Source organism: Bacillus sp. ZY-1-1, from assembly GCF_003047165.1.
Classification (GTDB): domain Bacteria; phylum Bacillota; class Bacilli; order Bacillales; family Bacillaceae; genus Bacillus; species Bacillus velezensis.
The window spans coordinates 2,146,328-2,173,189 of sequence record NZ_CP027061.1 but is presented as its reverse complement, the minus strand read 5'-3'; the positions used below and the strand labels follow the sequence as shown (position 1 = coordinate 2,173,189).

The following is a 26,862-nucleotide window of genomic DNA, read 5'->3' as shown; positions in this document are numbered from 1 at the left end:
GAGGAGTGGGAAGGAATGATATCGGAAAAAATCAATATCTCACTGGATCATCCCATCATGAAGGGCCATATGGTCTTTGGTGAAGCGGTATTGCCCGGTCTTGCTTATATCGATTTGATTTATCAGGTTTTTCAGGAACACGGTTATGTATACAATGAGCTTGAATTGAAGCACGTTACGATTTATCAGCCTTTAACCGTCAGTGAAACGGCTGCAATCATTCTGACCATTCAATGTTCTGATAGCGGAGATGGAAAGTGGCTCATCTCCCTTTCAGGGCAGAAACAGCAAGGTGACGAGCTGTCAGACAATATACAATATGCGACGGCTGAAATGGTGAAAAGAGACGCTGTCACATTTGACGAAATCATTGATTTCAGCGATGTGAAGCAGTCAGCCAGGTCTCGGAATCTTGATGACATGTATAACCGCTGTCTGGATCATGACTTGGTTCATTCCGGGATGATGAAATCAAATGGACGATTGTACGAAACAGAAAGCGGCATGCTGGCTGAGCTTTCTTGCGAAGAAGGAAAAGATTTCTTTTTATTCCATCCGGCCCTTTTGGATGCGAGCGGAATCGGGGGGAGCGGTTTGCTTTCAGAAACAAACCGGCTTCACCTGCCTTTATATTATGAATCGTTCACGGCCGCTGACAGGCTTCAATCAGAGTGCACGGCGCGTATCGCCGCTTCCGGCGTCCGTCAGGAAAAAGAACTCACAACGATGACGATCGAGTACTTCAGCCGATCCGGACAAAAGGTGGCGGAGCTTAAAAACATTACGGGAAAAGCGGTTCGGCTCGAAGAAGACGCGAATACAGCCGAACAGAATCAACAGGCTGCAGCTGAGCCGGAAAGCGCAGATGAAAAAGACATCATTCTGTTTTTAAAGAAGCTTTTGGCTGATAAGCTTGGGCAGCCTTGGGAGACGCTGGACGTTCTTGCAGGCTACTACGAGCTTGGACTGGATTCATCTTCTTTGCTTGAGATTGTACAGGATATCAGTAAAAAGACGGGTGCGGACCTCGCGCCCACTCTTCTCTTTGAATATACAAATATAAAAGAACTCGCAGCCTTTCTGAAAAAGACTGGTTCATTTGAATATGCGGAGGAACGTGCAGCCGAATCATCACGGTCTGAAGCTGAAGCGCCGGACGCGCCAGAACATCATAAAAACACCGGAGACATCGCGATTATCGGAATGGCCGGCCGCTATCCGAAAGCGAAAAGTGTGGCGGAGTTTTGGGAAAATCTTAAGGCAGGCACCGATTGCATCACTGAAGTTCCGAAGTCCCGATGGGATTGGAAAACATATCAAAACGTAACGTCCCCGTCTGGAAAAACAGTATCAAAATGGGGCGGTTTCATTGACGATGCCGACTGTTTCGATCCGCAGTTTTTCAGAATCTCACCGCGTGAGGCGGAAACGATGGATCCGCAGGAGCGCCTGTTTTTAGAAACATGCTGGGAAACGATTGAAGATGCGGGGTATACGCCTGAAACGCTGGGGAATAAAGGGGAGAAACAGCATCCGATCGGCGTATTTGCAGGGGTGATGCATAAAGATTATTCCTTAATCGGCGCAGAACAATTATCTGAAGCTGATCCTTTTCCGGTTTCACTGAATTATGCGCAGATCGCCAACAGAGTGTCCTATTATTGTGACTTCCACGGGCCGAGCATCGCGGTGGATACCGTTTGTTCCTCATCATTGACCGCCGTTCATCTGGCCATTGAAAGCATCCGCCGCGGCGAATGTGAAGCCGCGCTTGCGGGAGGGGTGAACTTGTCGCTGCACCCGGCGAAATATCTCAGCTACGGAAGCGTAGGGATGCACTCAAGTGACGGCCGCTGCCGCACATTCGGCGAGGGCGGGGACGGCTACGTTTCCGGAGAAGGAGTCGGTGCGGTCTTGCTCAAGCCGCTGGAAAAAGCCGAACAAGACGGCGACCGCATTTACGCTGTCATTAAAGGAAGCGCCGTTAACCACGTCGGGAAAGTAAGCGGAATTACCGTCCCGAGTCCTGCTGCACAGGCAGAAGTCATTAAGGCCTGTCTGAAAAAAGCAGGTATCAGCCCGCGGACCGTCAGTTATGTGGAAGCCCATGGCACGGGTACTTCGTTAGGAGACCCGATTGAAATTGAAGGTCTGTCAAAAGCGTTCAGCCAAGGGACGCAGGATCAGCAATTTTGTTCCATCGGTTCGGTCAAATCAAATATCGGTCACGCAGAATCAGCGGCGGGGATCAGCGGGTTAACAAAAGCGGCGCTGCAGCTTCATCACAAAACGCTTGTCAAATCACTGCATTCTGCGGAATTAAATCCTTACCTGAAATTTGAGGGATCTCCTTTTTACGTACAGCAGCAGACTGCTCCGTGGAAGCAGCCGGCAGCCGAAGAAAACGGAAAAGTCACACATTATCCGCGCCGGGCCGGACTCAGTTCCTTCGGTGCATCAGGCTCGAACGCCCATATCATTTTAGAAGAATACATTCAGCCTGAACAAAAAGCGCCTGCACCTGAGAACAATGCAGCAAAACTCATCCCGCTGTCAGCAAGAAATAAAGACAGGCTTCTGGCCTATGCGGAAAAACTAGCCCGATCGCTTTCAGAAAAGACGGTGCTGTCTGAACTGGCTTATACACTTCAGACAGGACGTGAAGCAATGGAGGAGAGAGCTGTCTTCCTTGTAAATGACACCCGCGACTTGAAAGAAAAGCTGAATGATTTCGTAAAAGGAAACGAAAACATCCCCGGTCTTTGGCGCGGACAAGCCGAGCTGCCGGAACTGAGCGAAACCGCTCCTGAGACGGACGATCCGATACGGCTTGCCGAGTTATGGGCAGAAGGGAAAATAATAGATTGGAATAGGCTGTACGCTTTGGGTAAACCGCGTAAAACAAGCGTTCCGACGTATCCGTTTGCAAAAGAACGCTATTGGATTCCGCAGCAGAAAAAACAGGAGAAAAGCCCGTCAGGCACAGTGCTGCATCCGCTTTTACAAGAAAACACGTCAGATTTTTCGCAGCAGCGCTTCACGTCTCTTTTTACTGGAGATGAATTTTTCCTATCTGACCATGTCGTCAACGGACAAAAAATACTGCCGGGCGTTGCCTATTTGGAAATGGCCAGAGAGGCGGTTAAAAAGGCTGCTGCCGTGACGGAAAAAGACCATAGCGTCACACTCAGGCAGGTTGTTTGGGTCCGGCCGGTCATGATTGAAGACAAACCGAAGGAAATACATATTGCCCTTTACCCAGAAGATAATGGTGAGATTACCTATGAAATATACAGTGAGGCAGAAAACGGCGAAGATCCGGTTATTCACAGCCAGGGTGAAGCGGTCATTACCGAACCGGGAAGCGCCCAGATTGATATCGAGTCTGTCAAAGCTTCCTGCAATTCAGGGACCGTGACTGCGGAAGAATGTTACGGTGCTTTTGAGAAGATCGGTCTGGATTACGGAGAGGCATACAGAGGCGTACAGCAATTGCTGATCGGAGAAGACCGATTATTGGCCCGTATTTCACTCCCGGCTGCCGTACATGACAATAAAGAACAGTATACGCTTCACCCGAGTATGATGGACGCCGCTTTTCACGCCTCAGTCGGTCTGCTTGTCCGCTCAATACATGACGATGCAGACAGCCACGAGCTTTCTCTGCCGTTTGCGATGCAGGAAGTGGAAGTGTTCGGGCCGTGTCCTGAACATATCTGGTCATATATCCGGTACACAGAAGGCAGCAAAGCAAATGACAACGTAAGAAAATTTGACATTGATATGTGCGATGATGCCGGTACGGTTTATGTCCGGATGAAAGGCGCGTCCGTCCGGGCGCTTGACACAGGCCAAACAGCGGGCGGAGAAACCCCGGAAGCGCCTGTCGGCCATACGATGCTGATTCCGGCATGGGAGCCCGTTGCACTTGAAAAAACGAAGAAAGCAAAAACAGCGGAAAAGCAGACTGCGGTTTTCGGTGAAACTGACAGAACGCATACGTGCATAAAAGAACATCTGCCGAACGTTTCCTATTATCCGATCAGAGGTACGGATGATATCACATCTCTTACGCACATGCTTGAAGGACAAAAAGAACTGGAGCAAATCATTTGGCTTGCTCCGCAGGCTGAGAGTGCTTGCAGCCTCAAGGAACAGGAAAGAAACGTTCTTCATGTGTTCAAGCTGATGAAAGCATTACTTGCCTTGGGGTACGGAGAAAAACATTTGGACTGGTGCATCGTCACAGCAAATGCCCAGCCGTTTTCCGATCAAGACAGCGCCGACCCGTCACAGGCCGCAGTCAGCGGACTTGCCGGAACAATGGCGAAAGAATATCCGCATTGGAATATCCGCATGATTGACACGGAAACGGACGGCAGCTGGCCGGTCAAAGAGGCGCTCAGTCTTTCTGCCGGAAAAAACGGTCAAATTTGGGCGTACCGCAATCAGCAGCTGTTTGAGCGGCAGCTGATACCGCTTGACAATATGCCGAAAAACGGCACGCTGTACCAAACAGGCGGGGTTTATGCCGTGATCGGAGGCGCCGGATATCTTGGCGAGGCATGGAGTGAATACATGATCCGCCGCTACAAAGCACATATCATTTGGATCGGAAGAAGCACACTGAATGATTCCATACAGGCGAAACTCGACCGGCTCAGCGCATTCGGCCCGGCGCCTGAATATGTTTCCGCCGATGCCGCTGACAGTGCTTCCTTAGAACGGGCTTATCAGTTCATAAAAGAGCGTCACACAAAAATGAACGGAATCATCCACTCGGCAATGGATCTGTCTGAGCAAAGCTTAAATAATATGAAGACAGAAGAGTTCAAATCGGTGCTGCGGGCAAAAGCCGATGTCAGTGTGTCCATGGCGGAGGTATTTGGACGGGAGCCGCTTGACTTTGCGCTCTTCTTCTCCTCGCTTGTGGCATTTATCCATAACGTGAAACAAAGCCACTATGCCGCAGGATGCGCTTTCAGTGACGCATTTGCGAAAGAACTTGATCAGACGTGGAATTGTCCGGTCAAAGTCATGAATTGGGGCTATTGGGGCAACAGCGAAGCGGCTGAAGACGGCAATTTTATTCAGCTGATGGATCAGATCGGATTGGGATTGATCGAACCGGACGCTGCAATGGAGGCGCTTGAAACCCTTATGACGCTGCCGGTTGATCAAGCGGCTTTCATTCATACGACAAAACCGGTCGCAGTCGAAGGGATGAGTGAAACAGAAAAAATTTCCGTTTATCCGTCTCAGCCGCTTGTCTCTTCACAACAGCTGAAGGCCGCTCCGCCCGGCGCACGTCTTGTAAAAGAGGCTGAACATCAAAAGCTCGATGATTTTCTGTATCAGCTTTTGATCGCCCAGCTTAAAGAAGCAGACTTGCTGACGCCGCAAAGCCTTAAAGCGTATGAGCCCGAACACGAATATTTTAAAAAATGGCTCAATCAAACGATCGCTTTCCTTCTGGAACATGGTTATCTGGAAGGGAATGCGGATTCATATAAACTGTCGGCCCGTGCCGAAGACACAACCGCCTCGCTATGGCAAAAATGGGAGCAGGAAAAAGAGGAATGGCTCAATAACGCCGATACAAAAGCGATGACTGTTTTAGCCGAGACGATGCTTAAAGCACTGCCGGACATTCTGCGCGAAGACGTGCCGGCGACTGACATCATGTTCCCGCACTCTTCAATGGAACTTGTTGAAGGAATTTATAAGCACAATCAAGTCGCGGATTACTTTAACAGCGCCCTGTCAGAAACATTAACGGCTTATGTGAAAGAAAACATCAGCAAACATTCAAAAGCCGAGATCCGCATACTGGAAATCGGAGCGGGCACAGGCGGCACAAGCGCAGGCATATTTGAAAAGCTTAGGCCGTATCAAAACCATATAAAAGAATACTGTTACACCGATGTATCGAAAGCTTTTCTCGTGCATGCGGAGACGGAATACGGCAAACGGAATCCTTATCTGACGTATAAGCTTTTTAACGCAGAAGCGCCGCTTGCCGGCCAGGACATAGAGCCGGGCGCATACGACATCGTCGTTGCCGCCAATGTGCTCCACGCGACGAAAGACATCCGCCAGACGCTGAGAAACGCTAAAGCCGTCTTAAAAGACAACGGTTTGCTGCTCTTAAATGAAATGGCGGGAAACAGCCTGTTCCCGCATATTACTTTCGGACTGCTTGAAGGCTGGTGGCTGCATGAAGATTCTGCCCTTCGTATTCCGGGGTGCCCGGGCTTGTATCCGGAAAGCTGGAAGCGCGTGTTAGAAAGTGAAGGCTGGCATTCTGTCTTCTTCCCGGCAGAAGCGGCACATGAATTAAGCCATCAGATTATAGCGGCAAAAAGCAACGGCGTTGTCCGCCAAAAAACGCTTAAAGCAGGGGCCGGAAAACGGACCGATCCGCCAAAAGCAGCACAAGCGCCGGAATTTAAAGCGCCGCAAACAACGGTGCAAAAAGGCGACACGTCTTTAACAGAAAAAAGCACCGAGTACTTGAAAACGTTAATCGGAGAAACGTTAAAAATTCCGCCGGCTCAAATTGATCCGAAAGCGCCGCTTGAAAAATACGGAATTGATTCTATCGTCGTCGTACAGCTGACAAACGCGTTACGAAATGTATTGGACCAAGTCAGCAGCACTTTATTTTTTGAATATCAGACGATCGAAGCGCTCGTCGCTCACTTAATCAAAACGAAAAAAGACGCGATGATCAAACTGACGGGACAAACGCCTGTTCAGGAAGAACGGAAGGCATCACCAGAACCGCAGGCTGTACAGCCGGCCAAGCCGCTTCGCACTGACTGGCGGCGGAGGGAAAAGCGGGCAGCCAGAGAGACCGTCCGGCAAAGTTCGGTTCGCGACGTGGCCATCATCGGTGTTTCAGGACGCTACCCGCAGGCAAAAACAGCGGCTGAGCTTTGGGCCAATATTAAAAAAGGAAAAAACTGCATAGAAGAAATTCCGCAGGAACGCTGGAACTGGCAGGATTACTACGATGAAGAGAAAGGTAAAGAAGGCTCTATTTATACGAAATGGGGCGGCTTCATTGAGGATATGGACAAGTTTGATCCGCTGTTCTTTCAGATTTCTCCTTTGGAAGCGGAGCGAATGGACCCGCAGGAGCGATTATTTTTAGAAACGGCGTATGCGAGTATCGAGGATGCCGGCTATACGCCTGACAACCTGTGCCAAAGCAGAAAAATCGGTGTTTTTGCCGGCGCGATGAACAAAAACTACCCGACAGGCTACGGCTACTGGTCCATTGCCAACAGGGTATCTTACCTTTTTGATTTCCAAGGGCCGAGCATTGCCGTTGATACAGCCTGCTCCTCTTCTTTGACAGCCATTCATCTGGCGCTTGAGAGCATATACAGCGGTTCAAGCGAATGCGCGATTGCCGGGGGCGTAAACATAGTGACCGACCCGATTCATTATATGAATCTGTCAGTCATGAACATGCTTTCCGCAAGCGACACGTGCAAATCGTTCGGAGACCGCGCGGACGGTTTTGTAGACGGAGAAGGGGTGGGCGCGGTCGTATTAAAGCCGTTGGAGCAAGCGATTGCCGACAACGATCACATTTACGGTGTGATTAAAGGAAGCGCCATTAACAGCGGAGGCAAAACGAACGGATACACCGTTCCGAATCCGAATGCGCAGGCCGCCTTAATAAAAGAAGCTTTCGAAAGGGCAAACGTCCCGGCGCGCACCGTCAGTTATATTGAAGCCCACGGCACGGGGACCGCATTAGGGGATCCGATTGAAATCGCCGGATTAACGAAAGCATTTGAAGAGGATACAACAGACAAACAGTTTTGCGCCATCGGCTCAGCAAAATCAAATATCGGCCATTGTGAAAGCGCCGCGGGCATTGCGGGTCTGACAAAAATATTATTCCAGCTCAAAGACCGCCAAATTGCGCCGTCCCTGCACGCGGAACAGCTGAATCCAAATATTGATTTCGCGTATACACCGTTTGCCGTTCAGCAGGAGCTCGGTGAGTGGAAACGTCCCGTCATCGGCGGCAAAGAGCTTCCGAGAAGAGCGGGGTTAAGCAGCTTCGGCGCGGGAGGAGCAAACGCCCACCTCATTATAGAAGAATATACGCCAGACAAAGTGCCTGATGAGACGCCGGCAGATCAGCCCGCCATCATCGTCCTGTCCGCGAAAAACAGCGAACGGCTCACTGAAAAAGCAAAACAGCTCAGAGACGCCATCCGTGAAAAAAGATACAGCGGCCGCGATCTTATGAGCATAGCCTTTACTCTCCAGACTGGCCGGGTGCCGATGGAAGAGCGTCTCGGCTTTATCGTCCATTCACTTCATGAACTTGAGGAAAAACTGAACGGATTTATCGCCGGACAAAACAGCGCCGGACTGCACCGTGACGGCAGGGAAGAAAACAAACGGATGCTTGCCGTATTTGCGGCCGATGATGACATGGAAACCATCATAGACGCTTGGATCAGCAAACGGAAATATTCTAAGCTGCTTGAGCTTTGGGTAAAAGGATTGGACATCAATTGGGCGAAATTATACGGAGACCGTCCTCCGGTCCGCATCAGCCTGCCTGCTTATCCGTTTGCGAAAGAACGCTTCTGGCATCAGCAGCCTGTACAAAGCAAGGCCGCGCCCGTTAACGCGCCGGCTGATGAAAGTGATCCGGCGGAGCAGTTTGAAGTAATGGCTTTTAGAGAAGTTCTTAAAGAACAGGCTCTGCCGGCTGCCGGAGAAAAGCAAGTCAAAACGGTGATTTCTTTCTTAACTGATCAGAAGAAGCAGCAGGAAGCCGTCTCTGTGATCAAATCGTATGACAGTGACATTGACGTTATTTTTATCGCTCAGGGAGACCGGTATGAGGCCTTGTCCGCCGGCCGCTGCCAAGTGGTGCGGGAAGATCCGCAATCATATGTGAATGCTTTTGCGGATATTCAAAAAGAGTACGGTGAAGCTTCTGCCATTTTGTATTTATGGGCGCTTGAAGATAAAAGCTGCATCGAAGATTATTCATGTATTGTCCATATTCTCAAAGCAATGGCTGAGACCGGTCTGCAGCCGGAAAGGCTGTTATTGGCGGGGGAATATGCATCCGGTCTGGAAAGGTGCTACTTGGAATCATGGATCGGCTTTGAGCGTTCGCTCGGCATTGTTCTTCCGAAAACAAGTGTTACCGGCCACTTCCGAAAAGCCGGCGCGGCCATAACGGACTGGATGAGAACCATTTGGGACGAGCTGAAAGCTGAAACAGACCATACCGTTTTCTTGGAAGAGGGAAAACGATATGTCTATCACACCGAACCAACCGGACTAACGAAAGAAAACGGCAGGATCAGAACCGGCGGAACATATCTCATTACAGGCGGATTAGGAGGGCTCGGCTACTTATTTGCCCGCCATCTCGCCCGGAACTACCAGGCAAATGTCATTCTCACGGGGCGGTCGCCGATCAATGAAGAAAAGAAAGAAAAAATGAAAGACCTGGAAAATCTCGGCGCGGGTGTTCTTTACGCCGAAGCCGATGTTTGTGATCCGATCGGAATGGGCGACTGCATCAAGCGCGCGAAAGAACGATTCGGAGCTATTCACGGCGTCATTCATGCGGCGGGCATCGAAAGCAGAACATCCGTCTTTGAAAATGAAATCGGGAATTTCCGCAGTACGCTTGAACCGAAAATAAACGGGAGCCTGCTTCTTGACGAGTGGCTGAAAAACGAAACGCCTGATTTCATCTGCTACTTTTCATCCACATCGGCTGTTTTAGGAGATTTCGGCTGCTGTGATTACGCGGTCGCGAACAGGTTCCAAATGGCGTATGCCCGCTATAAAAACGAACAATCCGAAAGCGGAAACGCTTTTGTCATAAACTGGCCGGTCTGGAAAAACGGCGGAATGGCCGTCGGCGGTGAAGAGACGACGGGCATGTACCTGCAATCAAGCGGCCAGCGCCTGTTAGAAACTAATGAAGGCATTGAGCTGTTTGAGCGCATCATTTCTCAAGACAACACCCAGTGCCTTGTCATTGCCGGCAAAAGAAGCCGCGCCGAACGATTTTTAGGCATACGGCGGGACGATTCATCAAAACCGGATGCGCTTTTGGAAACCGTGAGCCGCCGCATCCCGGAAGAAAGCACGGAAAAACGGCTCGAAGCGGATTTGAAAGAGCTGATACACAGTCTGCTGAAAATATCTAAAGATAAACTCGTCCTGCATAAAAACTGGGCGGAATTCGGATTTGATTCCATCTATTTAGCCAAATTTGCCGCTCTTTTGTCGAGTCATTACGGCATTGAAGTCACTCCGGCGTTATTTTACAGCTATGCCACGCTCGGAGACGTCATCAGCTATTACCTGACAGAACACAAAGAAACGATCGAAACGTTTTACCGAACGGAAGAAACTGAAACAAAAGCCGCCGCTCCGGATAACAAGGAGTACACGGATCAGGAGATCATCGCCATGATGAAACAGGTCTCTGAGGGGACATTAGATTTTAAAAGAGTGCAAGACATCATAGAAGGGAGTAAGACCTATGAATCATAAAGAACTTCTCGATGCCTACAGATCAGGAACGCTCACCATCGCTGAAGTAGAACAAAAGCTTCAGGCTTTCAAGCGGACAACTGCAAAACGTCCGCTTTCTGAAGGCCAGAAAGGTTTGTGGATGCTTCAGAAAATGTTTCCGGAGATGAGCGCATATAACATTCCGTTATGCTTTCGTTTTCAAAAGCTGGATATCGAGACATTCAAAAACGCCCTTTTGTCCGTGCAGCGCCAGCACCCTATTTTGACCAGTGTGATAAAAGAGGAAAACGGCCTTCCGTATCAGATAGAAGATACGGATCGGCATTTTCCGATTGAAGAAATGGATCTTTCTGAATTAAGCGGGCGTGACGCTCTTTCGTTTATTAAAGAAAAAGCAAAAGAACCGTTCGCGCTTGAAACCGGGCCGCTCCTGCGTGTTCATGTATTCCGGCGGGCGAAGCGGGAGCCGATTGTGTTAATCACCATTCACCATATCATTTTTGACGGCGTCTCTCTTATGACGTTTATGTCGGCGCTGCTGGACGCTTATGTAAAAGCAAGTGAAGGCAAAGAACCTGTCATGGTTCAGCAGGCCGCAGATTATCATGACTTTGTGAAATGGGAAAAAGAGCTGCTGGAAAGCGAAGCGGGAAAAACGCATCTCTCTTATTGGAAAAAGCAGCTGGAAGGACCGCTGCCGGTGCTTGAGCTTCCGTCGGATTATCCGAGATCATCGGTTCAAACTTGCAAAGGGCAGGCGTATCAGCGCTTGCTTCCTGATGAACTGAACCGGCAGATTAAAGTGTGCGCCCAAAAACATAATGTCAATGAATCCGTTGTGTATCTCGCTATTTTCAAAGGGCTGCTCTATCAATATACGAATCAGGAAGATGTCATCGTCGGCATGCCGACGATGGGGCGCTCTGAGGCTCAATTTGAGTCTGTCATCGGATACTTTATTAATATGATCGCGGTCAGAAGCAGGGAGACGGGCGCCAAATCCTTTACGGCGTTTTTGAAGGAGCTGCAGCTGACACTGGCAGAAGGGCTGGACCATGCCGCGTATCCGTTTCCCGCGCTTGTCAAAGAATTGAAGACGGAACGCTCGCCTGCGGTTTCGCCTGTTTTTCAAACCGCGTTTTTCTATCAAAACTTCTTCCGGACAGAAGGAGCGGAAAAGCTGGCGGAACTATATCAATCACTCGGCATTGAAATGATAGAAGACATTCATCAGGAAGGCGAATTTGAGCTTGCGCTTGAAGTCTATAAAAAAGAAACGGAAACCGTCCTGCAATTTCTGTACAACCCGGATGTCTACAGCCCTTCTTTCATCGAACGGATGGCGGAGCATTATATGAAACTGGCAGAAAAGGTGCTTTCTGATCCGGAGATCACTTTTGAAGCCTGTTCCGGCCTGCTCAATCAAAAACGTGAAGCAAGCCGTTCATCTCATCAGCCGAATGAGCGCTGCATTCATGAAGTGTTTGCGGAAAAAGCCGGACGCCACCCTGACAGAGAAGCCGTCACATTCGGTGAAAACAGTCTTACATATCGCGAATTAGATGAACGAAGCACGGCGCTCGCCGTGTACCTGCAAGAAAAGGGCGTCACACCGGAATGCCCGGTCGGCATTTGTACGGAGCGTTCTTTTGAGATGGTCATCGGCATCCTCGCCATTTTAAAAGCGGGAGGCGCGTATGTGCCGCTGGACCCGGCTTTTCCAAATGAACGGATGGTCCACGTGTTGACTGACAGCGGCGTTTCAATCGTATTAACGCAAGCAAATACGCGCGGCATGATTGAACAGTTGGCCGTCGGCGGTGTGAGCACGGTGGAAATTGAAAAGAGCGGACGTTCTGTCAGCGGGGCAAAACTGACGCCGCGTTCAAAACCGCATCATCTCGCTTATATTCTATATACGTCCGGAAGCACGGGAAAACCGAAAGGCGTCATGGTTGAGCACAGGGCCATCATGAATACGCTGCAGTTTTTGGAAGCTGAGTATCCGGTCGCACAAGAGGATGCCTATTTGTTAAAAACGAATTACGTATTTGACGTTTCGATTTCTGAATTATTCGGCTGGTTTATCGGAAACGGACGGCTTGTCATTTTGCCGCCTGGTGCAGAAAAAAACCCGCAGCTTTGTATGGAATACATCCAAACCCACCAGGTCACGCATCTGAATTTTGCTCCCGCCGTGTTTAATGTATTTCTGGAAACGGTAAAGCGGCATACGGCATTTACAGAAGACGGCCCTGTGAAATATGTGATGGTGGCCGGTGAGGCATTTCCGAAAGATTTAGTCAAAAAGGCCGTTTCCATCTTCAAACATGCCAGAATTGAAAACATATACGGCCCGACGGAAACATCTATTTATGCCGCTTACTACAGCTGCGGCCAAAAGGAAATCACAAGCAGGAATACGCCGATCGGGAAACCGATTCAAAATACACGGCTTTATATTGTCGATGAAAAGCTCAGCCCCGTCCCTGACGGTGTGGCCGGCGAGCTTTGCGTGGCCGGCGCCGGTCTGGCCAGAGGCTATTACAATCAGCCTGAGCTGACGGCGGCATCATTTATTGATAATCCGTTTAGTGAAGGAGAAAAGCTTTACAAGACAGGTGATTTGGCCAGATGGCTGCCTGACGGAAATATAGAATATGCCGGCCGGATTGACAGTCAGGTGAAAATTCGCGGCTTCCGCATCGAATTGGGAGCGATTGAAACGAAACTGAACGAACATCCGGACATTCTTGATCAGGCGGTTGTTGTTCAGGAAAAGAACGGACATAAAAAGCTGATTGCTTATTATACGGCCCGTTCCGGTCATACGGCAGATGAAAAAGCGCTCCGCAACCATCTTTTATCGAGTCTGCCGGATTATATGGCGCCTGCCCATTTTATCCGTCTGGATGCGCTGCCGTTAACACCGAGCGGAAAAGTGAACCGCAAAGACCTAAAACAGCGCAAGGTAATTGTTCACCGGTCTGAAAAGACGGGCAGACTGCCGTTATCAGAAGCGGAAGCGAAAGTGACCGCAATATGGGAAGACCTGCTGAATACGGCGGGCATCAAAACCGAAGACGGCTTTTTCGATGTGGGAGGCGACTCGCTTTTGGCTGTTGCGGCGGCAGAACGCATTAAACAGGAGCTGGAATGCGATTTTACCGTCACGGATTTATTCGAACACTCTACCATTCAGGCGATCAGCCGATTTATTGTTGAAACTAAACAGACGGCTGAATCAGAGGCACCAGGCCAAGATGAAAGAGAAAGAGAACAAACACCGCAAAACGGGGTGCCGTCTTACTTTGACGACAGTGTGGCGATTGTGGGAATTTCCTGCCAGTTCCCCGGCGCGAAAAATCATCATGAGTTTTGGAAGCAGTTAAGAGAAGGAAAGGAAAGCGTCCGGTTCTACTCGGAAGAAGAACTTCGGGAAGCCGGCGTGCCTGAAGATTTGATCGAAAATCCCGACTATGTGCCGGCATTATCGACGATAGAAGGAAAAGATCTCTTTGACCCTGAGTTCTTTCACATTTCTCCGAAAGACGCAGAATTTATGGATCCTCAGCTTCGGCTTCTGCTGCTACATTCTTGGAAAGCCGTCGAGGACGCGGGATATGTATCCAAAGAGATTCCGAAGACAAGCGTATATATGTCGGCAAGCAATAATTCGTATCGGTCGCTTTTACCGGAAAAAACGACAGAAGGCCATGAATCTCCCGACGGCTATGTGTCATGGGTGTTAGCGCAGAGCGGCACGATTCCGACGATGGTTTCCCATAAGCTCGGATTAAAAGGGCCAAGCTATTTCGTTCATTCCAATTGCTCATCATCTTTAGTCGGTCTTTATTCAGCCTATAAAAGCATCACGAGCGGAGAATCGGAATACGCGCTCGTCGGCGGAGCAACGCTGCATGCAGCGACAAGCATCGGCTATGTGCACCAAAACGGATTGAATTTTTCAAGCGACGGGCATGTCAAGGCATTTGACGCTTCAGCCGACGGTATGGCGGGCGGAGAAGGAGCGGCCGTCATTCTGCTGAAAAAGGCGTCGCAAGCCGTTCAGGACGGAGATCACATATACGCCATGCTCAGAGGCATCGGTCTGAACAATGACGGAGCGGATAAAGTCGGTTTTTACGCACCGAGTGTAAAAGGTCAGACTGACGTCATCCAGCATGTTTTAGACAGCACGAATATTCACCCGGAGACGATTTCCTATATCGAAGCGCACGGCACAGGAACGACATTGGGTGATCCGATTGAAATGTCTGCGCTGCAGCAAGTGTATAAACGTTACACGGACCGGGAGCAGTATTGCGGAATCGGCTCCGTAAAAACGAATATCGGACATTTGGATACAGCAGCGGGTCTGGCCGGGTGCATCAAAGTCGCCATGAGTTTATATCATCGGGAGCTGGCGCCTACCATTAATTACACGTCACCGAATCCGAATATCAAATTCAGCGGTTCGCCGTTTTATGTGGCGGATAAGAGAAAATCGCTTCCGGAGAGAGAGACGCCGCACCGGGCAGCGTTAAGTTCATTCGGACTCGGAGGAACAAACGCACACGCCATTTTTGAACAGTATGAAAACAAAACGATCAGCGGATCAAATGACGGACAGCCGCCTTATATCGTTCCGCTGTCAGCGAGAAATAAGCAGCGTCTTACTGCCTATGCAACTTGTTTATCCGGCTTTCTGGATGAAGCCGAAAACGATGTTTCCTTGCATGATCTGGCATTTACGTATCAGACCGGACGTGAAGCGATGGAAGAGAGAGCCGTTTTTATCAGTCATGATCGTCACGATCTGAAGCGTCAGCTGCAGGATTTCATCAACGGCAATGACCAAAACATCTTACGGGGCGAAAAAGTGAGAAGCAGAGAAGTGTCGGCTCAGGAGATGGAAGAGCTTGCGGCATGTCAGACACGTGATGAAAAGCTGAAAGCACTTGCGGCGCTCTGGATTGAAGGAGCGCGTGTTGATTGGGGCTTATTGTATCAGGATTCCGCGCCGCGAAGAATCAGTGCGCCGACCTACCCGTTCGCAGAGGAGCGCTTCTGGCCGGAAGAAACTGTGAAGCAAACAGATGCGAAGTTTTTGCATCCGCTGGTACATCAGAATACATCCGTCTTGCAGGAGCAGCGGTTCAGTTCGGAATTTACGGGAAAAGAGTATTTTATTGCCGAGCATATCATTAAAGGAATGGCGATCGTGCCGGCTGCCGTCACCCTTGAGATGGCACGGGCCGCGGCGGAGAAAAGCATCGGCGGGGCAACAGAGGAGTCTCTCGGCCTGCGCTTAAAGAATATCGTATGGGTCCGCCCGGTGATAGTCGATCAGGACGCTGTCCGTGTCCATATCGGACTTTATGAAGAAGAGGACGGACAGATTCAATACAGAATGTACGGCGGTAACGATTCTATCGGTGAAGAAGCTCCTCTTTATAATCAGGGCATCGCTGAAATCATCCGGAAGGAACCGGAGGAAGCGGCGGATATTGAGCAGCTGAAGCGCCGGTGCACGCAGGGAACAATCGAATCTCAAGCGTTTTACAAAGGAATGATCGGAGCTGATTACGGGCCGGGCTACAAAGGTGTCCAGCTTGTATACAAAGGCGAAGACCGGCTGCTTGCTAAATTGAAGCTTCCTGAATCCGTCTCCCATACGAAAGCTGATTATATCCTTCATCCGAGTATGATGGACGGTGCGCTTCAGGCCGCCGAATATTTGCAAAACGTGACGAGAGCGCTGCTGGCAGAAAGCGGGGAACCATTCAAAGCCGCATTGCCGTTTGCTTTAGAGGAGCTGGACGTTCTGAATCCGTGCGCTGATGATATGTGGGTGCACGTCACATTCAGTGCGAACAATAAAGCCGGCGATCCTATCCAAAAAGCCGATATTGATTTATATGACAGTAACGGCGGGCTTTGTGTGCGGATGAGAGGTTTCTCAACGCGGATCATGGAAGAAAACGCGGGTGCCGGCGTTTCGGTCAGCCGTACGGACACATTGTTCGCTGAACCGGTCTGGAAAGAGCAGCCGGCACCGGCCGATCACGCGCCTTCGTATGAAGATCATATCATTTTCCTTTGTGAGTACGATGAAGCCGTTAAACAAGCTGTCGAAGCAAAGCTTGAACATGCACGCGTCATTATCCTGGACGATCGTCCCGCATCTATTGCAGAGCGGTATCATTCTTATGCGGGTCAGCTGTTTGGCCATATCAAAACCATAATGAAAAGCAAGCCGAAGGGCCGCGTTCTTTTTCAGGCTGTTACGCGGTCAGCAGGCTTACAGCAGGTGTTCTCAGGCATTACCGGCCTCTTCAAAACCGCATGTCTTGAACATTCCAAGCTGATCTGTCAAATGATCGAAGCCGAGGAGAAAGAAAGTGCTGAAGGCATCGCGGAAAAAGCGGCGGAAAACCGTATGCATGCCGAAAGCGTCCATGTGAAATATGAAAACGGCAAGCGCTTTGCCGCTGATTGGGAAGAGATGGATATTTCTCAAGCGGAGCCGGACATTCCGTGGAAAGACGAAGGCGTTTATCTCATTACAGGAGGTGCCGGAGGTTTAGGTCTGATTTTTGCAAAAGAGATCGCAAACCGTACAAAAGACGCCGTCATCATACTAACCGGCCGGTCCGCTCTCGGAGAAAAGCAGAAAGACATGCTGGAAACAGTACGTGCTGCCGGCGCTTCTGTTTTCTACGAGCAGACCGATGTCACGGACGAAGCAGAAGTATACCGATTGATCCGCAATATCCGTAAACGGCACGGCAAGCTGGACGGGATTGTTCACAGTGCCGGCATTATAAAAGACAACTACATGGTGAAGAAGACGGCAGAGGAATTCCAACACGTTCTCGCTCCGAAAGTGAAGGGCCTTGTGTATCTTGATGAAGCGTCACAACATGAGAAATTAGATGTCTTTATTGTCTTCTCATCCTTATCAGGTGTGCTTGGAAGCGTCGGCCAGGCTGATTATGCGTCTGCAAATGTCTTTATGGAGATGTATGCCGAGTACCGCCGTTCTTTACAAGCCGCAGGACAAAGATACGGAAAGACGCTTTCTGTCAGCTGGCCGTTATGGAAAGAAGGCGGAATGCAGGCAGGAAAGCAGACGGAAGATATGCTGATGCAGCAGGCGGGAATCGCACCGCTCGGCACAGATGCCGGCATCAAGGCTTTATATCAAGGCTTGATGAGCGGGACAGCCCGGATGACGGTTTTTGAAGGAGATGTGAAACACATGAAAGCAAAACGGTTCCGCAAAGAGAATGATCATCCGGAAGCAGAGACCGGCGTACGTCATGACATTGATGCTGACAGCCTGCTTGAAAAAGTGAAGCATCTGTTAAAACAGCAGACGGCCTCGCTGTTAAAAGTAAACATTGACAAAATTGATCCTCATGAAGAAATGACAAAATACGGGCTGGATTCTATCTCGATGACTGAGTTTACGAACCAGTTAAACAAAACGTACCGGCTTACGTTAACGCCGACGATTTTCTTTGATCATCCGACAATCCATGAATTTGCCGTTCATTTAATCAGTGAATACGAAGAGGAATTTGCCGGACGGTTTGCGGTAAATACAAAAACGATTCAATCGGCAAGACCGGTAAAAGAGACTCAAATTACGCGCCCGGCCGTTAAGCGACGCCGCACTCTGCCTGAGACACTTCCGCAGACAGTGCAGCGGGACCAAGGGCCGGAACCGATCGCAATCGTAGGCATCAGCGGGATTTTCCCGATGGCAGAAGACATTGAAGCTTTCTGGCAGAACCTGAAAGAAGGCAAAGACTGCATGACCGAGATTCCGAAAGACCGCTGGGACTGGCGGGACTATTACGGGGATCCCGCAAAAGAAGCCAATAAAACAAACGTCAACCAAGGCGGGTTTATTGACGGAATTGCTGAATTTGATCCGTTGTTTTTCGGGATTTCACCGCGGGAAGCGGAGCAAATGGACCCTCAGCAGCGCCTCTTGCTGACGTATGCGTGGAAAGCGATTGAAGATGCCGGATATGCGTCAAAGAGTCTCTCAGGCACAAAGACAGGTGTGTTTATCGGGACCGGAAACACCGGCTACGGTTCTCTTTTAGCCAATGCCGATGCGGCGATTGAAGGGTCATCCGCGGCGAATACAAGTCCGTCTGTCGGACCGAACCGTGTCAGCTATACGCTCAATCTGCACGGGCCGAGCGAGCCGATTGATACCGCCTGCTCAAGCTCACTCGTTGCCATACACCATGCCGTTTCTTCAATTGAAGAAGGGACGTGCGACATGGCTTTGGCGGGAGGAATCAATACGATTGTTCTTCCGGATGTGTATATCAGCTTTGACAAAGCGGGCGCGCTGAGCAAAGAAGGAAGATGCAAAACGTTCTCCGATCAGGCTGACGGTTTTGCCCATGGTGAAGGAGCCGGGCTCTTTTTCCTTAAAAAGCTGAAAGCCGCTGAGGCGGATGGGGACCATATTTACGGCGTCATTAAAGGAAGCGCGGTGAATCACGGCGGCCGTGCGGCATCTTTAACAACGCCTAACCCGAAACAACAGGCGGAAGTTATTAAAGCCGCATACAAAAAAGCGGGCATTGATCCGAAAACAGTCTCTTATATCGAAGCGCACGGCACCGGAACAGAATTGGGAGATCCCGTTGAAATTAACGGCCTGAAACAAGCGTTCAGCTCGTTTGCAGACGGAAAAGAGAAAGCGGCCGGCTATTGCGGCTTAGGGTCGGTCAAAACGAATATCGGCCATTTATCCCTTGCCGCGGGAGCAGCGGGCATTATTAAAATTTTGCTGCAGATGAAGCATCGCACATTAGTCAAAAGTCTCCACTGTGAGACGGTAAATCCGTACATTCAGCTTGAAAACAGCCCGTTTTATCTGGTGCGGGAGACGATGGAATGGAAGACGCAGACGGACGAACGCGGAAACGAACAGCCGCGCCGCGCGGGCATCAGCTCATTCGGCATCGGAGGCGTAAATGCCCACGTCGTCATCGAAGAATACATTCCAGAAGACAGAGAGGAAGCAGATGATTCTCATATCGACCCATGTCTTTTCGTTCTGTCCGCCAAAAATGAAAAACGCCTGAAAGAGCAGGCAAAACAGCTGAAACGTGCGCTTACTGAAAAACGGTACGATCATTCCAGCCTCGTTTCTATGGCATATACTCTCCAAATCGGAAGGGACGCCATGGAAGAACGCCTGGCGGTTATTGCCGGATCCGCAGAAGAACTGCAGGAAAAACTGTCACAGTTTATCACTGGAGATAAGCATGCGGATTTGTACAGAGGAAGAATAGACAAAGGCACGCTGCAAATGCTGACGGAAGATGAAGAAATTCAAGAAGCCGTTGAAAAATGGATGGCACGCGGCAAATACGCGAAGCTGCTTGAATTATGGGTCAAAGGGCTGAACGTCGATTGGGCGAAGCTGTATGGAGACCGGCCGCCTAAACGTATGAGCCTGCCGTCGTATCCTTTTGCAAAAGACCGCTATTGGGCGGCGAAACACACCGGAAAACACGAAAAAACAAGCACTGTATCTGCCGGAAAACAAGACGCGCTTCATCCGCTTCTGCACAGAAATACTTCAAACCTTGCAGAACAGCGGTTCAGCTCAATCTATACAGGAGAAGAGTTTTACCTTGCGGATCATGTTGTAAAAGGCGTGCCGATTTTACCGGGTGTGGCACATCTTGAAATGGCGCGCGCAGCAATGGAACAGGCATCTGAAGTTCCGGCCGGACAAGGAAGCGTCAAGCTTAAGAATACGGTTTGGGTGCGGCCGATTACCATTGAAGACGAGCCGGTTCATGTCAACATCCGTCTCATTCCCGAAACGGCAAATGACGTTCAATTCGACATTTACTGCGGCCGGGAAACAGATCAGCCGTCCGTTTACAGCCAAGGGGCAGTATCAGTCCGCCCTGACGCAAAGGCTCCGGTCATTGATCTCCAAAAACTGAGATCACAATCCGCCGAGACACCGTTTTCTGCAGATGAAGTGTACGATATGTACCGCAAAATCGGTTTTGATTACGGCCCGGCTTTCCGGGGAGTCAAAGCGATTTATACAGGTGATGATTTCGTATTGGGCAGACTGTCTCTTAATGCGGCTTGTGCGGACACGGTACAGGAGTATGTCATGCATCCGGGCTTAATGGACTCTGCATTGCAGGCATCAAGCATATTAACCGGAACAAATGATGAACAACTGATGCTTCCGTTTGCGGTTCAGGAGCTTGAAGTATTCAGCGCATGCGCTGCCGAGATGTGGGTTTACGCCAGACTTTCTGAAGACCACAAAGCCGGCCAGGTTGAAAAACGCGATCTTGATATTTGTGATGAAAATGGCAAGGTTTGCGTAAGGCTGAAAGGTTTGTCATTCAGAACGGCTGAAAAAGAACCTGAGAAAAAAGAAAAAGCTCCGGAAACGCTCATGCTTGAGCCGGTATGGACACGAAGCGATGAAACTGCCGTTCAAACGGAACCCGTTTTTGCCCGGCATATCGTAATGCTTTGTGACACAGACGCCGGATTAAAACAAGCCGTTGAAGCCGCGGGAGCTGAATGTTTTGAAATGACCTCCCCGCACGGGAAAGCGGCGGCGCGCTTCCGTGATTATACAGGACGGATATTGGAGACGCTGCAAAAACTGCTGAAGGAAGAGACGGAAGGAGACGTCCTTATCCAGACGGTTCTCTCTAAAACAGATAAGCATCAGCTGCTCTCAGGGATTTCAGCTCTGCTAAAAACAGCCGGCCTGGAACATAAAAAACTGAAAACCCAGCTGATTGAAATAGAACCGGCGGAAAACGGCAGAATCACAGACATCATCAGAGAAAATAAAACAAGGGCTGATGACAGCCATATCAAATATGAAAACGGCATCCGATACAGCGCAGATGTCAAAGAAACGGCCGTGTCCGGCGGCAAAATACGCATTCCGTGGAACGACGGAGGGATTTATCTCATTACCGGAGGAGCCGGGGGCCTCGGCTTTATTTTCGCGAAAGAAATCGCCCGGAAAGTCAAAGAGCCGACGCTGGTTTTGACAGGCCGTTCCGCATTAAGAGAGAATCAGCGGAAGCAGCTGCAATCGCTTGAATCACTCGGAGCAAAAGCGGAATACAAACAGGCTGACGTAACAAACGCTCAAACTGCGGCAGACCTGGTCAAAACAATTGAAACGGAATATGGCGGCCTTCACGGCATCATTCATAGCGCGGGTGTGATGAGAGATCAATATATCGCAAAGAAAACAACCGAAGAGTTTTACAGTGTATTGGCTCCTAAAACGGACGGATTTGTCAACCTTGATGAAGCAACCGAGCATTTAGCGCTGGACTTTTTCATCGTTTTCTCATCCATTTCCGGTGTCACCGGGAATGCGGGACAGGCGGATTATGCGGCGGCAAACGCATTTATGGACAGCTATGCGGCATACCGCAACGCGCTGGTTACGGCAATGTACCGCCACGGTCACACATTGTCAATCAATTGGCCGCTTTGGAAAGACGGCGGAATGCAAGTCAATGAAGAAATGGCGAAGCTCACCGAAAAAAGAACCGGTGTAACGCCGATGCGCACTGAAACCGGAATAGAAGCTCTTTACAAAGCATGGAGCACGGGGAAAACAAGCGTGCTCGTTATGGAAGGAAACCGCGCCGTAATGCGGGAAAAACTGCTTCAAAAGACTCCCGCAGCCGCTTTTGCACCGGTTAAGAAAACGGAAGAAACGCCTGCGCCGAAAGACCTGACGGCCAAACTTCAGGAATTGCTGGCAAAAGAAGTTTCCGGACTTCTGAAAATAAACATTGAAGAAATCGATATCGAATTGGAGTTCAATCAATACGGATTTGATTCCATTACGCTGACGGAATTCGCGAACAAGCTGAATGACACTTATCAGCTTGATCTGACACCGACCGTATTTTTTGAATATGCGACGATTCAAGCCTTGGCGCATCATTTAGCAGAAGACTATCAAACGCAATTTGCCGGCAGCACACAGCCGAAAGAAGAAAAGCAAAGCGGTGTAACAGATGGTGGCGGCATCAGACTGGCAGGGAACAAACGATTTGCAAAAACAGCCGTACAGCATGTTCAGACTGCGGCTGAACATAAACCGGAACCGATCGCCATTGTCGGCATGAGCGGAGTGTTTCCGAAGGCCGCAAATATTGATGAGTATTGGCGCAATTTAGAAGAGGGAAAAGATTGTATAACAGAGGTGCCGGCGGATCGCTGGGACTGGCGGGAGTATTACGGTGACCCGCTTAACGAAGCCAACAAAACAAATGTAAAGTGGGGCGGATTTATTGACGGAGTTGCGGAATTTGATCCGCTGTTCTTCGGAATTTCACCGCTGGAAGCCGAACAGATGGATCCCCAGCAGCGCTTGTTAATGATGTATGCGTGGAAGGCGATAGAAGATGCGGGATATTCGGCTAAAAGCCTTTCCGGCACGAAAACCGGCCTGTATATCGGCACGGGGAATACCGGGTACGGCTCACTGTTTTCCGATCTGGATATCGGCGGTGCGTCAGCCGCAAATATGAGTCCGTCAGCAGGGCCGAACCGCGTCAGCTATATGCTCAATCTGCACGGGCCGAGTGAACCGATCGACACGGCTTGTTCCAGCTCGCTGGTCGCGATTCATCACGCCGTATGCGCCATTGAAAACGGGAACTGCGAGATGGCGATCGCCGGCGGCGTGAATACCGTCGTCACACCGCAAGGCCACATCGCTTATGATAAAGCGGGTGCGCTGAGCAAAGAAGGGAAATGCAAAACGTTCTCCGACAGGGCGGACGGATTTGCCGTCAGTGAAGGTGCCGGAATTCTGTTTTTGAAAAAGCTGTCAGAAGCGGAAAAATCAGGCGATCATATTTACGGCGTCATTAAAGGCAGCGCGGTCAACCACGGCGGACGTGCGAACTCCTTGACGACACCGAATCCGAAAGCCCAGGCGGAAGTCGTCAGAACGGCTTATGACAAAGCAGGCATTGATCCGAGAACCGTCACTTATATAGAAGCGCACGGAACCGGAACGGAGCTTGGCGATCCGGTCGAAATCAACGGCCTGAAATCCGCCTTTCAAAAGCTGTACGAAAAAACAGGCGATCCCGCCGTTTACGCGAGTCACTGCGGTTTGGGATCGGCAAAAACCAATATCGGCCACCTGTCACTGGCAGCCGGTGTCGCGGGTGTGATCAAAGTGCTGATGCAGATGAAGCATAAAACACTTGCAAAAAGCCTCCACAGCGAGGTCATCAACCCGTATATCAAACTGAAAGACAGTCCGTTTTACATCGTACAGGAAAAAAGAGAATGGACAGCATTGAAAGACGAAAACGGCAATCATCTGCCGCGCCGTGCGGGAATCAGTTCTTTCGGCATCGGCGGCGTAAACGCCCATGTCGTCATTGAAGAATATATCCCGAAGGAAGAAAGAAAAACAGCTGTTTTCACACACCCTCAAATCTTTGTGCTGTCGGCCAAAGAAGAAGAACGTCTGCAGGAACAGGCGCAGCAGCTGGCGCAAGCTTCTTTTACGGATGCGGATCTTGCCGATGTTGCTTACACGCTTCAGCAGGGGCGTGATGCGATGGAAGAAAGAGCGGCCATTATCGCTTCCTCGGCCGCAGAACTGCGGGACAAGCTAAAGAGCTGTGCGAAAGGACGTTATGACAAAGCGGGCATTTATAAAGGAAAAGCGGGTAAAATCCCGCTGAAATCCATTATGGCAGGCGCAAACGGCGAAGCGGATATCGAAGAGCTGATAAGCCGCCGGGAGAATGACAAGCTTGCGGAATTATGGGTGCAGGGCGCGGATATCAAATGGGACGGCTTATATTCTGATATCAAGCCCCAACGGATGAGTCTTCCTGCTTACCCGTTTGCGAAAGAGCGGTACTGGATCACGGACAACCGGCCGAAAGCAGAAAAACCGCAAGCTGTGCCGACGTCGCGGGTGCTGCACCCGCTGCTTCACGAGAATGTATCGGATTTAACAGAGCAGCGGTACCGATCCGAATTTACGGGACAAGAGACGATTTTCACCGATCATCTTATTAAAGGCAAGCCGGTCATGCCGGGCGTTGCCTACTTGGAAATGGCCAGGGCGGCGGTTGCTCAGGCAGTCAAAGGGCAAAAGAAAGTTCCGTCTGTCATCCGTCTGAAAAACATCGTTTGGGTTCGGCCGATCGAAGCGGGAACCCGCCCGATTGAAGCGCAAATCAGCCTGATTCCGAGGGAAAACGGTGAAATCGTGTATGACATTTACACGGATTCACAAGCAGAAGCAAGCGGCAGGCAGATACACTGTCAGGGGGCTGCCGGCATTCTCGGCGCCGGGGAGGCTAAGCACCGTGATATAGGCGCACTGAAAGCTCAATGCGGCCTCAGTATACTGACTTCTGAACAGTGTTACGGCTTATTCAGCAAAATCGGCATTGACTACGGTCCCGGACAACAAGGAATTCAGCACATTCATATCGGAAGCAATCAAGCATTAGCTGAGCTCCGTCTGCCTTCCTTCCTCGAAGAAACGGCAGATCAATACGTTCTTCACCCGTGTATGCTTGATTCAGCTCTGCAAGCGACAATCGGACTGAAGCTGCATGCAGATGATAACCAGCTGTCACTGCCGTTCGCCCTTGAGGAACTGGACATTTTCAGCCCGTGCACGACAAGCATGTGGGCGTATGTCAGCTCCCGGGGAACGGATGAAAAAATACAGCGGCTGGACATTGACTTATGCGATGAGACAGGCCGCGTCTGTGTCAGGATTAAAGGGATTTCTTCCAGAATGATGGAAGGCCCGGCGCCGGAAACATCATTAAATGGAGCAAACCTTCTGGCTCCGGTATGGGATCTTGCGGAATTCCGTGACCAAAGCCCGGCATATAAGACGGAAGAGATTGTCTTTATCGCAGGGGATGAGGAAAGCGCGGCTTTTCAATTGCATCATCCTTCTGCGAAACGGCTTCATATCAACCCGGAGGATGAAATAGAGGCTGTTGCGGCTGAACTGAAAGCAAGAGGGTCTTTCGGGCATATCGTATGGATCGCTCCTTTTCACAGCGATGGTGACATGGTGAAAGCTCAAGATGCGGGCGTCATCCAGATGTACAGAGTGATTAAGGCGATGCTTGCTTTAGGATATGGAGGCAAGCGAATCAGCTTGACTGCAGTCACAATAAAAACACAGTCCGTACAGCCGGCGGACATCATTGATCCGGCTCATGCAGGCATTCACGGTTTGATCGGTTCGCTCGCAAAAGAGTATCCGAACTGGCAAACACGGCTGATTGATGCCGGATGTCCGGAAGATGTTTCAAAGGCGGAGCTGTTCTCAGCGCCGTTTGATGAGCAAGGCAATACATGGGCGTACCGCAACAATCACTGGTACAAACAGCGCCTCATCCCTGTACAGCAGCCGGTGTCAAGCCGGCCCGCTTACCAAAAAGGCGGCGTTTATGTCGTCATCGGCGGCGCGGGGGGTATCGGCGAGGCATGGAGCGAATATGCCGTGAAAACGTATCAGGCTCGAGTCGTTTGGATCGGCAGACGAAAACATAACAGCGCCATCCAGGAAAAAATCGACAGACTCAGCCAATTCGGGCCGGCGCCGATTTATATTGAAGCTGACGCGGCAAACCCGGATGAGCTCACACGGGCGTATGAAACGATCAAACGCACGCACCCGCAAATTAACGGAATCATCCATTCCGCAATTGTTTTAGAGGATCAGAGCCTGGCGAATATGCCGGAAAGCCGTTTGAGAAGCGTGCTCGCTGCAAAAGTCAATGTCAGCGTGAATATGGCCCGCGTGTTCCAAAATGAGCCGCTGGACTTTGCTTTGTTCTTCTCATCCGTTCAATCATTTGCGCGAGCGGCCGGACAAAGCAATTATGCTGCCGGGTGCAGTTTCAAAGATGCCTTTGCCGCTCATTTGGCTCAAGTTCGGCCGTATTCGGCGGCAGTGATGAATTGGAGCTACTGGGGCAGTGTCGGAATCGTATCATCTGCCGAATATCAAGAACGGATGAAACAGGCGGGAGTCGGATCAATTGAAGCGCCGGAAGCAATGGCGGCGCTTGAACGATTGCTCGGCGGCCCATTGAATCAGTTCGTCATGATGAAACAGGCGGAAGAGCCGGAGGAAAAACCGGAAGAAATGATAGAAGTATACCCTGAACATCACGGCTCGGCGATGCAAAAACTGCGAAGCTATCAGCCTAAAGTAACAAGACATGTACAACAATTGAGTTAAGGAGGGGACGG

2 protein-coding genes are annotated in these 26,862 nt (G+C 50.2%); both read left to right on the top strand.

The annotated features are described in order from the left end of the window. The first annotated feature begins 15 nt into the window (after positions 1-15). Entirely contained in the window at positions 16-10,560 is a 10,545-nt protein-coding gene (locus C5I45_RS10915) for a type I polyketide synthase (RefSeq protein ID WP_107994390.1), read from the top strand. Then, a complete protein-coding gene (locus tag C5I45_RS10910) occupies positions 10,550-26,851 on the top strand; it encodes a non-ribosomal peptide synthetase (protein WP_107994389.1) in 16,302 nt (5,433 codons plus the stop codon). The genes C5I45_RS10915 and C5I45_RS10910 overlap by 11 nt, the downstream gene beginning before the upstream one ends. Positions 26,852-26,862: the final 11 nt, after the last annotated feature.